The sequence below is a fragment of the Roseixanthobacter pseudopolyaromaticivorans genome (assembly GCF_043195145.2).
Classification (GTDB): Bacteria; Pseudomonadota; Alphaproteobacteria; order Rhizobiales; family Xanthobacteraceae; genus NCEH01.
Genome location: NZ_CM195539.1, coordinates 4,830,199 through 4,845,764, shown reverse-complemented (window position 1 = coordinate 4,845,764; position 15,566 = coordinate 4,830,199). Strand labels below are relative to the sequence as shown.

The following is a 15,566-nucleotide window of genomic DNA, read 5'->3' as shown; positions in this document are numbered from 1 at the left end:
AAAGCGGAGTCCTCAAGCTGGAACAATTCTTGTAATGGAGCTATCGGCGCCGGGCGCGCGACGCGGCTCCTGGAGGGGATCGAATGGGTAAGGTTACGGGGTTCCTTGAGATCGATCGGCGCGAGCAGAAGTATCAGCCCGCGTCCGACCGCATTCGCCATTTTCGCGAATTCACCTTGCCCTTGCCCGACCCCGAGGTGGCAAATCAGGCTGCCCGCTGCATGGATTGCGGCATTCCCTTCTGCCATGGTCCCACCGGCTGCCCGGTGCACAACCAGATCCCCGACTGGAACGACCTCGTCTATCAGGGCGATTGGGAAGAGGCGGCGCGCAACCTCCATTCCACCAATAATTTCCCCGAGTTCACCGGCCGCATCTGTCCCGCCCCGTGCGAGGAAGCCTGCACCCTGAACCTGGAAGACGTGCCCGTCACCATCAAGACGGTGGAACAGGCGATCGCCGACAAGGCCTGGAAGAACGGCTGGATCAAGCCCGAGCCGGCGCAGGTGAAGACCGGGCGCGCGGTGGCCGTGATCGGCTCCGGCCCCGCAGGCCTCGCAGCCGCCCAGCAGCTCGCCCGCGCGGGCCACGATGTGCATGTGTTCGAGCGCGAGCCCAAGGCCGGCGGCCTTCTGCGCTACGGCATTCCCGACTTCAAGATGGAAAAGGCGCACATCGACCGCCGCGTCGCCCAGATGGAGGCGGAGGGCGTCACCTTCCATTACGGCGTGAACGTCGGCGTCACGAAGCCGATCCAGGAACTGCTCGACAATTACGACGCCGTGCTGCTCGCCGGCGGCTCGGAAGCCCCGCGCGATCCGCGCCTGCCGGGCCAGGAGTTCGAGGGCGTGCATTTCGCCATGCCCTATCTGGTGCAGCAGAACCGCCGCGTCGGCGGCGAGGATGTGGGCCGCGAGCATCCCCTCCTGGCGGCCGGCCGCCACGTGGTGGTGGTGGGCGGCGGCGACACCGCCTCCGACTGCGTGGGCACCGCGTTCCGCCAGGGCGCGCTTTCGGTGTCCCAGCTCGATATCCGCCAGGTGCCCCCCATGAAGGAGGACAAGCTGGCGGTATGGCCCTATTGGCCGACCAAGTTCCGCACCTCCTCCTCCCAGGCGGAAGGCGCCGAGCGCGAGTTTGCCTGCGCCACCCTCGGCATCGAGGGCCGCAACGGCCGCGTCACCGGCGTGAAGTGCGTGCGCGTGGACGAGAGCCGCCAGCCCATCCCCGGCACGGAATTCGTGCTGCGCGCCGACCTGGTGTTCCTGGCCATCGGCTTCGCCGCGCCGTTGCACGAAGGCATGCTGGATCAGTCCGGCGTCGCTTATGACAAGCGCGGCAATGTGGAGGCGGACGAGACCTCCTATCTCACCTCCGTGCCCAAGCTCTATGCGGCGGGCGACATGCGGCGTGGCCAGTCGCTGGTCGTGTGGGCGATCCGCGAGGGCCGCCAGGCCGCGCACGCCATCGACAAGGACCTGATGGGCGAGACCACCCTGCCGCGCTGAGCGGCCCATCGTTTCACTGCCGTGAGGCCGGGCTGGTCCCGGCCATCGATCCGGGGCCGCCGCGACGCGGACCCGTCGGTTTGCCTTCGAAGACCGTGAAACGGACCTCATCGCCCGAACGTCGGCGGAAATCGGCGGAACACCGGGGTTTCATCCCCCGAACCGGCGCGGAGACGGTGTTCTCCGCGCGTTTCGTCTTTGCTAACCCATTGTTTCACGTGAAACATTTTTTGCGGATTGCCCGGAAACGGGCGCTTCCGCGTCCCGACCTGTCACATCAGATAAGCCGCCGCCAGCAGGCCGATCACCACCACTGCCAGAAGCCCGAGCGTCACGAGGCCGAGCCGCTTCTCGATGAACTCCCGCGCCGCCGGCCCGAAATAACGCAGCAGCGCCGCCAGCAGGAAGAAGCGCGCGCCGCGGGTGATCAGCGACAACACCATGAACCAGAACAGATTATAATTGGCGAAGCCCGAGGTGATGGTCACGAGCTTGTAGGGGATCGGTGTGATCCCCTTCAGCAGGATCACCCAATGGCCGTAATGCGCATAGGCCTCACGGAAGCCTTCGACCTTCTGGCCGTAGCCATAGAGATTGATGAGGAATTGCCCGACGCTGTCATAGAGCAGCGCGCCGATGGCGTAGCCCACCAGTCCACCGGCCACCGAGGACAAGGTGGCGATGAGCGCATAGGTCCAGGCCTTGTCCGGCCGGGCCAGGGTCATGGGCACCTGCAGCACATCCGGCGGAATGGGAAAGATGGAGCTTTCCGCGAAAGAAACCACGCCCAGGGCCCAGGGCGCGGACGGGCGCGCGGAATAGGCGATCACCCAATCATAGAGTTTACGGAGCATCGGAAATCTTTGCGGTGCGGGAGGTTCGCGCGGGTCTAGACGGGGCGCGGGCTCCTGTCCAGGCGGGTGTGGATGGCAGCGCTTCGCGCAGTTGCATGCTGCGTTGCAGAAAGGTAGGAACCAGTCGCACGTCTGCGACATTAACCACCTTGAAAAGCGGACGGGGGGCGCAGCCTTCCGACGAGCCGGGTTTAACCAAATGGGAACCAGTGTGGCGGCACCGTGTCGTCAGCCGAGACCCACTTGGTGACCAGAATTCAGTTACGAGATCCGTCATGCTGAAGCGCATTGCCGTATTTGCCGTCCTCGTCCTTGGCTATGCCCTCACCGGCGTCGCGCTCAATGCCGGCGACTTCGGCCGCAGCGGCGCACCGGTGGCCATGGCCGTCGAGTGACGCTCCAAACCAACCATTCCCCGAGAGCACGCGGGCTCTCGGATCTGTTCCAGAGTCCCGTTTAGCCTTAAGTTCAAAGCTGGCGCCCGCCTTGATGAAGATCGGCGCGGCCCCATCCCTCCCCTTCCCCTCTGCTGCAAAAAGAGAGGCCGGCCCGAAACACGGACCGGCCCAAGATGCTCGGAGGGAGGCGTGGTGCGCCCAAATGGGCAGCGGATAAATTGACGGGCCCCGGCGCCGGTGCCCCGCCCGGCCCTGGCCGCGACGAGGCCCGTCTTGCCCCGGGTGCGGGTTTGGGCACGCAGCCCAGGGCAATCCTTGAAATATCAAGACCGGGCCGACGCCGGCCCGGCCGATGCCAACGCTCAGTGCGTGACGGCCTTTGCGGACGCGAGATCCGCTGCCGTGAGAGGCGGGCAGGAGAGGTGACCGCCCAGACCGGCGACAGCCGCCCGTTGGCGCACCAGCGCCAGCACCACATCGAGCGTGGGGGTCGGCACATCCACCAGACGTCCCATTTCCTGCACCACCGTCACCAGGGGATCGATCTCCATCGGGCGATCGCGTTCCAGGTCCTGGAGCATGGAAGTCTTGTGCGCGCCCACGGCGCCGGCGCCATTGATGCGACGCTCCACATCCACGCGGAAGTTGACGCCCAGCCGGTTGGCGATGGTCTGCGCCTCGATCATCATCGCGCGGGCCACAGCCCGGGTATCAGGATCGGAAGCGATCACGTCGAGCGTCGCGTGGGTCAGGGCGCTGATGGGGTTGAAGCAGAGATTGCCCCATAGCTTCAGCCATAGTTCGTCGCGGATATTGTCCAGAACCGGTGCGCGCAGACCGGCCTTCCCCATCATCTCGCTCAGGCGCTCCACGCGGGCGCTCTTCTCGCCCGAGGGTTCGCCGATCGGGAACTTGTCGCCATAGACGTGCTGGATGACGCCGGGAGCGACCACCTCGGTCGCCGGATAGACGATGCAGCCGATCGCGCGCTCGGGGCGCAGAACGTCCCACTGCTTTCCGCCCGGATCGATGCTTTCCAGCGTGCGGCCTTCCAGGGCGCCGCCGGACTTGTAGAAATACCAATAGGGCACGCCGTTCACGGCGGTGACGACGCTGGTGTCGTTGCCCAGCAGCGGCCGCATGCGGTCCACCACGCTCGGCACCGAATGGGCCTTGAGGGCGATGAAGACATAATCCTGCGGGCCGAGTTCGGCGGGATCGTCGGTCGCGCGCACTTTGGCGACGCGCTCCTCGCCATTGATCAGCAGCTTGACGCCGTTCTGCTGCATCGCTTCCAGATGCCCGCCCCGCGCGACAAGGCTGACCTCGGCGCCCGCCAGCGACAGCTGCACGCCCAGATACCCGCCGATGGCCCCCGCCCCGTAAATGCAAACCTTCATGGCGCTGCCCTCCCATGCCTCGAGCTTCGCACTCGAATGCCGTATAATGTATACCAGAAAACCAGACGACAGATGCCGCCGTCAAATCCTATTTCATGATATTGGTGAGAAATATTTCCAGAATGTGGAAAATTGTCACATCCGCTCGCCGCAGGACCATTTCGCTGTAAGGTGCCGGTCGCTGGCTTCCGTCACGGAGCCAATGAATTGGGCCAGTTTACCCATGCCAGAGTCCGAGATCCTGCCCCGCCGCCGGGGCCGCCCAGCCTCCACCGCTCCGGATGCGGGGGGAGAAGTGCAATCCCTCGATCGCGCCGTCGCCTTGCTGCGCGTGCTTGCCGAAGCCGACGGGATGAGCCTGTCGGACATCGCCAAGACGGCGGACCTGCCCGCCTCGACCGTGCATCGTCTGCTGGCGACCCTGCAGAAGCGCCAGCTGGTCAACCATGACCATGAGAACGGCCTGTGGACCGTGGGCCTGGGCCTGTTCCGGATCGGCGCGGCGTATCTGCGGATCCGCAAACTGCCGGACATCGGCCGGCCGGTGATCCGGCGCTTGCTGCACGAAACCGACGAGACGGTGAATCTCGCCATGTTCGACGGCAATGAGCTTGTGGTGGTGGCGCAGGCCGAGGGCCATTCTGCGGTGCGCGCCTTCTTCCGGCTCGGCGCCCGCTTGCCGCTGCACGCGACAGCCGCGGGAAAATGCATCCTTGCCGTCGCGACCCCGGCGTTCCGCGGCGCCTGCCTTGCCCAGATGCGCTATGAAGCGTTTACGGTCCGCACCCATCGCACCGAGCGCTCGCTGATGGACGACGTCGGATCGATCGAAGCGCGCGGTTTCGCCATCGATGACGAGGAGCACACCCTCGGCATGCGGGCGGTGGCCGCCCCCATCTTCAACGAATGGCGAGAGCCCATCGGAGCGGTCTCCGTCTCCGGCCCGGCGGTGCGCATGAGCGACGATCGCATCCAGCGATTGGGGCGACGCGTGGCCTCGGCCGCCGAGCAGATGACCCGCCTGTATTCAGGCGCGGACGAGGTGCTGCCACCGGAATTCATCGCCTATCGCTGAGCGCGCTCTTTCCCGCGCCTCCTTACCAGCGGACAGATTGAATTTCCGTCCGGACGCGGGCGCATGCCTGCACGCTTGCTGCAGCGCACGCGGAACTCAACGTAAAACGCGGGGCTGAGAGCCGCATCCTCCTGCAGGCTTATTGGCATATTGTATTTTTTATATTGATCGTAAGTATTCGGCGCACGATATGCCGATACGTCAATTTCATTTGCGCGCCTTTGACATACAATATACTCTTCAATCATCCGCTCCTAGCCAGGGCGGCAATAAAAGCAGCTACGTCAGCACGTTAGGGAAGGTGATCCGCTTACTTAAGAAAGCGGACGATCGGGAGGAAAAACGAATGCGTTTGGCCCTAGCCAATTCCGTGAAGCAATTCGCGGCCGTTTTGGCCGCCGCGGCGGCATTGTCGCCCTTGCCTGCGCTCGCGTGGGAACCCACAAAGAATGTGGAATTCATTGTTCCCGCGGGCACCGGCGGCGGTGCCGACCAGATGGCCCGTGTGATTCAGGGCATCATCCAGAAAAACAATCTGATGACCCAGTCGATGGTGGTCATCAACAAGTCGGGCGGCGCCGGTGCCGAAGGCTTCCTCGATATGAAGGGCTCGGCGGGCAACCCGCACAAGATCATCATCTCCTTGTCGAACATCTTCACCACGCCGCTCGCCACTGGCGTGCCGTTCAAATGGGACGACCTGACACCGGTCTCCATGCTGGCGCTCGACGAATTCATTCTCTGGGTGAACGCCAAGGCACCCTATTCGGACGTGAAGGGCTATCTTGAAGCCCTGAAGACAGCCGCACCCGGCGGCGAATTCAAGATGGGCGGCACCGGCTCCAAGCAGGAAGACCAGATCATCACCGCCGCGATCGAGCAGAAGACCGGCGCCAAGTTCATTTACGTCCCCTACAAGGGCGGCGGAGACGTGGCCGCGCAGCTGGTGGGCGGGCACGTGACCTCTTCCGTCAACAACCCGATCGAGGCGGTCTCGCAATGGCGCGCCGGCGAACTCAAGCCGCTGTGTGTTTTCGATGACGTACGCCTCGCCTACAAGACGCCGATCACTGACGGAAAGTCTTGGGGTGATATTCCGACCTGCAAGGAAGGTGGACTCGACATCGAATACCTGATGCTTCGCGGCATCTTCATGCCCCCCAAGGTCACCAAGGAGCAGGTCGATTATTATGTCGACCTCTTCAAGCGCGTGCGCGCGACGACCGACTGGGCGGACTTCATGGAGAAGGGCGCGTTCAACACCTCGGCCCTGACCGGTGAGGAATACAAGGCCTGGCTCGGCAAGGCTGCCGATACCCATCGCACCCTCATGGAAAAGGCAGGCTTCATCGCCAAGTGACGGACCGCCGGAAAGGCGTGCGCCTTTCCGGCACCTCATCGGCGGCGATGCCCATCCAAGCGAGGTTAAAGCATGTCAACGGACGTCGAAAAAACCGAAAAGACCGTCTCAAACAGATCCATGGACGTGGTCGTCGCGCTGCTTTTCATTGTGGTGGCCGTGGTGGTGATGGCCGACAGCTGGCGCGTCGGCGCCCGCTGGGCGAGCGATGGTCCCGAGGCCGGATACTTCCCCTTCTACATCGGCCTCATCATGATGATCGCCAGTATCGGCACCTTGGTGCAGAACCTCATCACGAAGACGCCGGACCTGACCAACTTCGTTGATCGGGAACCCTTCATCCAGGTGCTGAAGGTTCTTGTCCCTACCATCGTCTACACGGTGCTGATCACCTTTATCGGCATTTACTTTGCCTCGGCCATCTTCATCGCCTTCTTCATGTGGTGGCTCGGGAAGTACAAGCTGCCCATCATCCTCCCGGTCGCCATCGGCGTTCCGCTGGCCTTGTTCGTGATGTTCGAAATCTGGTTCCTGGTGCCCCTGCCGAAGGGCCCGCTGGAAACAGCGCTCGGCTATTGATCGCGGCCGCCCGCGCATCGGGCGCCCGCCAATCCGCAGGTCCCGCGCCGTCCCGACTCAGCCGCGACGCCGACCCGACCGCATCCGCCGCCAAAAACACAATACCCGCATGTCCAGGCAACAATTGCCGGGGCCGAGGGGAGGAAATCCGTGGAAGCGCTCACATCACTCATCGGGGGTTTTTCCGTCCTCGCCGATCCGATGAACATCGTCTACATGTTCGTCGGCATCGCGCTGGGCGTGCTGATCGGCGTGCTGCCGGGCCTCGGGGGCGCCAATGGCGTCGCCATCCTGCTGCCGCTGACCTTTTCCATGTCGCCGGTCTCGGCGATCATCATGCTCTCCTCCATCTATTGGGGCGCCCTGTTTGGCGGCGCTATCACGTCGATCCTGTTCAACATTCCAGGCGAGCCCTGGTCCGTTGCGACAACATTCGACGGGCACCCCATGGCCCAGAGAGGCCGGGCGGGCGAGGCGCTGACCGGAGCCTTCACCGGCTCCTTCATCGGCGCCTTCTTCGCCGTTCTGCTCATCACCTTCCTGGCTCCGGTGATCGCCAAGTTTGCGTTGCAATTCGGCCCAGCTGAATTTTTCGCGGTCTATCTGCTCACCTTCTGCTCGTTCGTGGGCATGGGGCGCGAATCGCCGTTCAAGGTGCTCGCGGCCATGACTTTGGGCTTCGCGCTCGCAGCGGTGGGCATCGACACCGTGACCGGCCAGTTGCGCATGACCTTCGGGTCGGTGGAACTGCTGCGCGGCTTCGACTTCCTCGTGGCGGTCATCGGCCTGTTCGGCGTGGGCGAAATCCTCCTGACCATGGAGGAAGGCCTCGCCTTCAAGGGCAAGAGCGCCAAGATCAACCCGAAGGTGGTGTTCCAGACCTGGGCGCAATTGCCGAAATATTGGTTTGGCATGCTGCGCTCGGCGATCGTCGGCTGCTGGATGGGCATCACCCCCGGCGGGGCGACTCCCGCCTCCTTCATGAGCTATGGCCTCGCCAAGAAATTCTCCAAGAACGGGAGCAATTTCGGCAAGGGCGAGCTGGAGGGGGTCGTGATGCCGGAAGTGGCGGCCCATGCGGCGGGCACTTCGGCGCTGCTGCCGATGCTCACGCTCGGCATTCCCGGTTCTCCCACCGCGGCGGTTCTGCTCGGCGGCCTGCTGATCTGGGGCCTGCAGCCCGGTCCCTTGCTGTTCGTCGAACAGAAGGACTTCGTGTGGGGCCTGATCGCCTCGATCTATCTCGGCAATATCGCCGGCCTGATCGTGGTTCTCACCACGGTGCCGCTGTTTGCCGCCATTCTGCGCATTCCGTTCAGCGTGATCGCCCCGATCATCCTGGTGATCTGCGCGGTCGGCGCCTACACCGTCCACAATGCCGGGCTGGACATCGCCGTGATGCTGATCTTCGGCGTCATCGGCTATGTGTTCAAGAAGCTCGACTATCCGCTGGCGCCCCTGGTGCTCGCCCTGGTGCTCGGAGACATGGCGGAAAGCTCCTTCCGCCAGGCCATGCTCGTGTCGCAAGGCCATCTCTCCATCTTCTGGTCGAACCCGCTGGTGGGCTCCATCGTGACCCTCGCCCTGGTCATGCTGTTCTGGCCGGCCATCAGCGCCATCAAGGCGCGGATGACCAAGGGAGCCCAGCACGCCGCGGCGGAATGAGCCCAGCCCACAGAAAGCCGGCGGCCCCGCCGCCGGCTTTCCCCGCAGGCCGCAGCGAACACACATGCGCGACCGGGGGCACAAAGGCGCAAACGCCTCACTCCGGCCGCAGCTCGCGGTAATGCTGCCAAGCGGCATCGCGGATAGGACCGTGGCGCACCCTTCGCCAAACCGCCAAAGCATGAGGCGCTTGCGGGCTCTTCCACCGCAGCCCAGCCCCTGAAGTCGTTGCACCGCAGCATGTTTCGCCGCCTCGGGGGTATTGCACCCCCAGCTAGCATACAGTACACAGTATTTCACCGACGGCGCGCGCCCGCCAGAAGGCGCAGGCCACAGGGAAGGGAACAACGGTCGTGCATCAGGTCGCCGACACACCAAAGCTCAACGTGGAGCCGCTTGGCGCCTCCTCGAGCTTGCGCATGCTGGCCTATGACGCACTGAAGCGGGCCATTACCGAGATGGACATCTATGGTTCGACCGCAGAATTCAGGCTCGACGAGCGCCAGCTCTCGGAAGATCTGGGCGTAAGCCGCACCCCCATCCGCGAGGCGATGACGGTGCTGGAGCAGGAGGGCTTCGTGCGCTCCGTTCCGCGGCGCGGTATCTTCGTGGTGCGCAAGACAAAACGCGAAATTCTCGAGATGATCACCGTGTGGGCGGCGCTCGAAGGCATGGCGGCCCACCTCGCAGCGACCCGCGCGAGCGCCTCGGATCTCAAGGGCCTGCGCCGTCTGTTCAACGATTTCGAACAAGAACCGCCGCACGCCCATACGCACGAATATTCCCAGGCCAACATTGCGTTCCACCAAGCGATCATCCGCATGGGCGGGTGCAACCTGATCGTGGACATGACGCAGAACCTGCTGCTTCACATGCGTGCGATCCGCGCGGTTTCCATCCGCCAGGAGAACCGGCTGGAAACCTCCATGCGCGAGCACACGGCGATCATCGGCGCGCTGGAAAGCCGCGACCCGGAGCTCGCCGAGCGGCTGGTGCGCGAACACACACTGGGCCTTGCGGCCCACGTCGAGAAACACGGGGTTTTTCCCGAATAGGCCGCCCGCCGGCCGACCGGGAAAATTGGACATCGCAAGGAGACGCGATATGTCAACGACGGGCATCATGAAGAGCGAGGCCATTGGGCGCGAGCAGCCCCAAGGCCAGTTCGGCGCCGTCCGTTTCGTCACGTTGGACGAGTGCGGTCGCATCATGAAGGTTCGTCCTGAGCGGGGCGCGGAAAGCGCGCTCTAGGACTCCACAACCGAATCGGTACAGCCAAAGATTTTCCGGGAGGAAGCGGAATGTCCGCAGTAGCACAGGTCATCGACGCGAATACCGCCGAAGCCGGCACGGAGCGGGAGCTGACGGATGGTTTCCATCTCGTCATCGACGCGCTCAAGCTCAACGGCATCGACACCATCTACGGCGTGCCGGGCATTCCGATCACGGATCTCGGCCGCATGGCGCAGGCTGAAGGCATCCGCGTGGTCTCGTTCCGCCACGAGCAGAACGCCGGAAACGCCGCCGCGATCGCCGGCTTCCTCACCAAGAAACCGGGCATCTGCCTCACGGTTTCCGCGCCGGGCTTCCTCAACGGCCTGACCGCGCTGGCGAACGCCACCACCAATTGCTTCCCGATGATCCTGATCTCGGGTTCGTCCGAGCGCGAGATCGTCGATCTGCAGCAGGGCGATTATGAAGAGATGGACCAGCTGGCCATCGCCAAGCCGCTCTGCAAGGCCGCGTTCCGCGTTCTGCACGCCGCCGACATCGGCATCGGCGTTGCCCGCGCGATCCGCGCCGCGGTGTCCGGCCGTCCGGGCGGCGTCTATCTCGACCTGCCCGCCAAGCTGTTCTCGCAGGTGATGGACGCGGAAGCGGGCGCCAAGTCGCTGGTGAAGGTGATCGACGCGGCCCCCGCCCAGATCCCCGGCGCCGACGCCGTGAAGCGCGCGCTGGACGTGCTGAAGGGCGCCAAGCGCCCGCTCATCATCCTCGGCAAGGGCGCCGCCTATGCCCAGGCCGACGACACGATCCGCGAATTCATCGAGAAGAGCGGCATCCCCTTCCTGCCCATGAGCATGGCCAAGGGCCTGCTGCCTGACACCCATCCCCAGTCGGCCGGCGCCGCGCGCTCGACCGTGCTGAAGGATTCCGACGTGGTGGTGCTGATCGGCGCCCGCCTCAACTGGCTGCTGTCCCACGGCAAGGGCAAGACCTGGGGCGACGCACCCAAGCAGTTCATCCAGATCGACATCGAGCCGAAGGAGATGGATTCCAACGTCGAGATCGTCGCTCCCCTGGTGGGCGACATCGGCTCCGTTGTTTCCGCCTTGCTGGCCGGCATCGACGGCACCTGGCAGGCCCCGCCGGCCGACTGGATCAAGACCATCGTCACCAAGCGCGACGACAATATCGCCAAGATGGCGCCGCGCCTGATGAAGAACTCTTCGCCCATGGACTTCCACGGCGCCCTCGGCGCGCTGCGGACGGTCATCAAGGAGCGTCCCGACGCGATCCTGGTGAACGAGGGCGCCAACACGCTCGACCTCGCCCGCGGCATCATCGACATGTACCAGCCGCGCAAGCGCCTGGACGTCGGCACCTGGGGTGTCATGGGCATCGGCATGGGCTTCGCCATCGCCGCCGCCATCGAGACCGGCAAGCCGGTTCTGGCGGTGGAAGGCGACAGCGCGTTCGGCTTCTCCGGCATGGAGGTGGAGACGATCTGCCGCTACAACCTGCCGGTCTGCATCGTCATCTTCAACAATAACGGCATCTATCGCGGCCTCGACACCGACCCGACCGGCCGCGATCCCGGCACCACGGTGTTTGTGAAGGACAGCCGCTACGACAAGATGATGGAGGCCTTCGGCGGCGTCGGCGTCAATGTGACGACCCCGGACGAGCTGAAGCGCGCCGTGGACGAGGCCATGGACAGCGGCAAGCCCACCCTCATCAATGCGGTGATCGACCCCGCCGCCGGCACCGAAAGCGGACGTATCGGCAATCTGAACCCGCAAAGCGTGGTCAAGAAGAAGTAGGCCGATCTCGCGAGAGCAGGGCGGGGCCGAAGGTCCCGCCCATCCCCTTCACCCGCGTCGATAACCAACGAACAAGACCAAGCGTTGCTTAAGGCGCGCGCGGAGAGGAAAAGAGGAAGAGATGGCCAAGGCTCTGGACGGTGTCCGTATTCTCGATTTCACCCATGTCCAGTCGGGACCGACCTGCACGCAGTTGCTCGCCTGGTTCGGCGCGGATGTGATCAAGGTTGAGCGTCCCGGCGAGGGCGACGTGACGCGCACCCAGCTGCGCGACGTGCCCAATGCCGACAGCCTCTATTTCACGATGCTGAACTCCAACAAGCGGTCCATCACGCTCGACACCAAGAACAAAGAGGGCAAACGCGTCCTCGAGGAATTGGTGAAGGTGTGCGACGTGCTGGTGGAGAATTTCGCGCCCGGCGCCCTGGACCGCATGGGCTTCACCTGGGAGCGCCTCCAGGAACTCAATCCGCGCCTCATCGTGGCGTCCGTGAAGGGCTTCGGCCCCGGCCCGTTCGAGGATTGCAAGGTCTATGAGAACGTCGCCCAGTGCACCGGCGGCTCCGCCTCCACCACCGGCTTCCGCGACGGCCTGCCCCTGGTGACCGGCGCGCAGATCGGCGACAGCGGCACCGGCCTGCATCTCGCGCTCGGCATCGTCACCGCGCTGTTCCAGCGCGAGCATACCGGCCGTGGGCAGAAGGTGCTGTGCGCCATGCAGGACAGCGTGTTGAACCTGTGCCGCGTGAAGATGCGCGACCAGCAGCGCCTCGCGCGCGGCCCGCTGCGCGAATACAGCCAGTTCGGCGAGGACATCCCGTTCGGCGACACCGTCCCCCGCGCCGGCAACGATTCCGGCGGCGGCCAGCCCGGGCGCATCCTGCGCTGCAAGGGCTGGGAGCACGACGACAACGCCTATCTCTATTTCATCACCCAGGCCCCGGTCTGGGAGAAGATCTGCGACGTGATCGGCGAGCCGACCTGGAAGACCAATCCGGACTACGCGACCGCCGCCGGGCGCCTTCCGCATCTCAACGAGATCTTCACGCGCATCGAAGCCTGGACCATGGCCCACACCAAGTTCGAGGCCATGGAAGTGCTCAATAAATACGACATCCCCTGCGGGCCGATCCTTTCCATGAAGGAGATCGCCGAGGACAAGTCGCTCTATGCCACCGGGACTCTGGTGGAGGTGGAGCACCCGGTGCGCGGCACGTACCTGACGGTCGGCAACCCGATCAAGCTGTCGGACAATGATGTACCGGTGGAGCGCTCGCCGCTGCTCGGCGAGCATACCGACGACGTGCTCGCCAATGTCCTGGGCTTCGATGTCGACCGGATCGCGGTCGTGAAGCAGTCGGGTGCGGTGGGTGAGCCGTTCCGCCAGGCTGCGGAATAGGGTTTCGCATGCGGCAGCGTGAGTCCGAAGGGCTGCGCTGCCGTGAATTTCAGCCCGCGCCGGCCTGCCGGAACGGGCATCGGGTACCAGCTTGAGTGGCCGGCGCCTTCGGGTGGCGGCAAGGGACAGGTGGCGATTATCGCCGAGAGAGTGAGACGATGCACTCGCATGTGATCCAGGCCGCACTCGCGGCACCCTGCGCCGGCGCGATCATCGCACCGGCACCGCGCACGGTCCCAGCCGGGCTCCACCCGGACCCGGTCGGCCGCGCGTCGGCCATGCCCACCCTGCCTTTTCGCGGCCGGCCCCGCTTTGCGCTGTCATCCTGCGCATCGAAGCCGGTGGCCCTCGTGCCAGATGTTGAAGAATTCCAGCTCCGTCGCACCGCGTGGAGCGGCAGGACACAGCAATGGAATAAAATAAGCTAGTACAAAACTAGCGCCCCTTCTTCGCGAAAGGTTGAACGACCGAAGCGGGGGAGGTTTTCACTTCCTGGCTGGAGCCAATTGGGCGTAGAAGGCCAGGAATAAAGTCAAACGCTCGAAAGGGAATTCGACGATCATGAGCAAGCCACTCGAAGGCATTAAGATTATCGACTTCACGCACGTCCAGGCCGGCCCGGCTTGCACGCAGCTTCTCGCCTGGTTCGGCGCGGACGTGATCAAGGTCGAGCGTCCCGGCTCGGGCGATGTCACCCGCTCCCAGCTGCGCGACATCAGCAATGCGGACGCGCTGTACTTCACCATGCTGAACAGCAACAAGCGCTCGCTGACGCTCGACACCAAGACCGCCGAAGGCAAGGAAGTCCTCACCAAGCTCATCAAGGAATCCGATGTGCTGGTGGAAAACTTCGGCCCCGGCGCGCTCGACCGCATGGGCTTCACCTGGGAGCACATCAACGAGCTGAACCCCGGCATGATCGTCGCGTCCGTCAAGGGCTTCAGCGACGGCCATCATTACGAAGACCTCAAGGTCTATGAGAACGTCGCGCAGTGCGCCGGCGGCGCCGCCTCCACCACCGGCTTCTGGGACGGCCCTCCGACCGTGTCCGCCGCTGCGCTGGGCGACAGCAACACCGGCATGCACCTCGCGATCGGCATCCTCACCGCCCTGCACGGCCGCAACAAGACCGGCAAGGGCCAGAAGGTCGCCGTCTCCATGCAGGACGCGGTCATCAACCTGTGCCGCGTCAAGCTGCGCGACCAGCAGCGCCTCGACCGCGTCGGCTATCTGGAGGAATACCCCCAGTATCCGCACGGCACGTTCTCGGACGTGGTTCCCCGCGGCGGCAATGCCGGCGGCGGCGGACAGCCCGGCTGGGTTCTGAAGTGCAAGGGCTGGGAGACCGATCCCAACGCCTATATCTACTTCACCATCCAGGGCCATGCCTGGGCGCCCATCTGCAAGGCGCTGGGCAAGGAAGAGTGGATCTCTGATCCCGCCTACAACACCGCCGAAGCCCGCCAGGACAAGATCTTCGACATCTTCGCCTTCATCGAGAACTGGCTGTCGGACAAGACCAAGTTCGAAGCCGTGGATATCCTGCGCAAGTTCGATATCCCCTGCGCGCCCGTGCTCACCATGAAGGAAATCGCCGAGGATCCGTCCCTGCGCGAGAGCGGCACGATCGTGGAAGTCGATCACAAGGAGCGCGGCAAGTACCTCACCGTCGGCAGCCCGATCAAGTTCTCGGACACCTCGGTCGAGATCACCGGCTCCCCGCTGCTCGGCGAGCACACCGACGAAGTGCTGGCTCAGCTCGGCTATAGCGAAGAGCAGATCAAGCAGCTCCACGCCGCCCGCGCGGTCTGAGGCTTCGTTCCAAACCGAAGGCTTCGGCCTTCTCGGGCGGCGCGCCTGCGTGCGCCGCCCCTCTTTCGATCACATCGCTCACCCTGGACGGGACGCGACGCGCCGCCCGCGCACCTTTCGCACCGTTCTTTGATGCATTCATGTTCCGCAGACTGCTTTGCCGCGCTGCTGGATCATTTTTCCCGCATTCGGGCGCGCCGCTCGCGGCACGCGCCCTCGGTGGGATGTTCGGGCCTCCGTGCAGGGAAGGTGTCGATTTGCGGCACTTCCCCTGCGCCGACGGCGCGGGGAACGGGACGAGATCGGCGCGTCGCCGGGCCGGCAGGCTGAGCCTGCGGTCCAGCCCTCTCAACGGCAGAGGCCCGGTTTGGCGGGGCCGCGCGCACGCCCAGTATGACCCTCGTCCGCCGGGCGCGTCACGCCGCCGGCATCCATCCCGGCCCGCCGCGCACCGCGTCGAAAGCCGGAGCCG

At 64.5% G+C, this 15,566-nt stretch carries 12 protein-coding genes; 10 read left to right on the top strand and 2 right to left on the bottom strand.

Annotated elements, in window-relative coordinates; all coding sequences use genetic code 11:
• The first annotated feature begins 83 nt into the window (after positions 1-83).
• Positions 84-1,508, top strand: coding sequence for a glutamate synthase subunit beta (locus V5F68_RS22605; RefSeq protein ID WP_394013027.1), 1,425 nt, complete (start codon positions 84-86; stop codon positions 1,506-1,508).
• A gap of 272 nt (positions 1,509-1,780) precedes the next feature.
• Here the strand turns inward: V5F68_RS22605 and V5F68_RS22600 are convergent, their stop codons facing one another.
• Both V5F68_RS22600 and V5F68_RS22595 read right to left on the bottom strand, forming a co-directional pair.
• The gene (locus tag V5F68_RS22600; protein ID WP_394013028.1) at positions 1,781-2,362 is read right to left on the bottom strand and encodes a YqaA family protein; all 582 of its coding nucleotides are present in this window, start codon (positions 2,360-2,362) and stop codon (positions 1,781-1,783) included.
• Between the two features lie 760 nt (positions 2,363-3,122).
• The gene (locus V5F68_RS22595) at positions 3,123-4,160 is read right to left on the bottom strand and encodes a 2-dehydropantoate 2-reductase (protein ID WP_394013029.1); all 1,038 of its coding nucleotides are present in this window, start codon (positions 4,158-4,160) and stop codon (positions 3,123-3,125) included.
• A 223-nt stretch (positions 4,161-4,383) separates the two neighbouring features.
• On the opposite strand from V5F68_RS22595, the gene V5F68_RS22590 reads away from it, so the two are divergent.
• The 9 genes from V5F68_RS22590 (at position 4,384) to frc (V5F68_RS22550) (ending at position 15,094) form a co-directional block, all read left to right on the top strand.
• Positions 4,384-5,235, top strand: a complete 852-nt coding sequence (locus tag V5F68_RS22590; protein WP_394013030.1) for an IclR family transcriptional regulator — start codon at positions 4,384-4,386, stop codon at positions 5,233-5,235.
• A 346-nt stretch (positions 5,236-5,581) separates the two neighbouring features.
• Positions 5,582-6,595, top strand: a complete 1,014-nt coding sequence (locus V5F68_RS22585) for a Bug family tripartite tricarboxylate transporter substrate binding protein (RefSeq protein WP_394013056.1) — start codon at positions 5,582-5,584, stop codon at positions 6,593-6,595.
• A gap of 72 nt (positions 6,596-6,667) precedes the next feature.
• Positions 6,668-7,174, top strand: coding sequence for a tripartite tricarboxylate transporter TctB family protein (locus V5F68_RS22580; RefSeq protein ID WP_394013031.1), 507 nt, complete (start codon positions 6,668-6,670; stop codon positions 7,172-7,174).
• 150 nt (positions 7,175-7,324) lie between these two features.
• Positions 7,325-8,839: a tripartite tricarboxylate transporter permease gene (locus tag V5F68_RS22575; RefSeq protein WP_394013032.1), complete on the top strand. Its 1,515-nt coding sequence runs from the start codon at positions 7,325-7,327 to the stop codon at positions 8,837-8,839.
• 419 nt (positions 8,840-9,258) lie between these two features.
• Positions 9,259-9,894: a GntR family transcriptional regulator gene (locus V5F68_RS22570; protein WP_348845927.1), complete on the top strand. Its 636-nt coding sequence runs from the start codon at positions 9,259-9,261 to the stop codon at positions 9,892-9,894.
• A gap of 49 nt (positions 9,895-9,943) precedes the next feature.
• Positions 9,944-10,090 (top strand): hypothetical protein, encoded by a 147-nt coding sequence (locus V5F68_RS22565; RefSeq protein WP_394013033.1) that lies wholly within the window; start codon positions 9,944-9,946, stop codon positions 10,088-10,090.
• A 50-nt stretch (positions 10,091-10,140) separates the two neighbouring features.
• Positions 10,141-11,883, top strand: a complete 1,743-nt coding sequence (gene oxc, locus V5F68_RS22560) for an oxalyl-CoA decarboxylase (protein WP_394013034.1) — start codon at positions 10,141-10,143, stop codon at positions 11,881-11,883.
• Between the two features lie 121 nt (positions 11,884-12,004).
• Positions 12,005-13,282 carry a formyl-CoA transferase gene (gene frc / locus V5F68_RS22555; RefSeq protein ID WP_394013035.1) on the top strand — a complete coding sequence of 426 codons (1,278 nt, stop codon included), beginning with the start codon at positions 12,005-12,007 and terminating at the stop codon, positions 13,280-13,282.
• Between the two features lie 561 nt (positions 13,283-13,843).
• A complete protein-coding gene (frc, locus tag V5F68_RS22550) occupies positions 13,844-15,094 on the top strand; it encodes a formyl-CoA transferase (protein ID WP_348845493.1) in 1,251 nt (416 codons plus the stop codon).
• Positions 15,095-15,566: the final 472 nt, after the last annotated feature.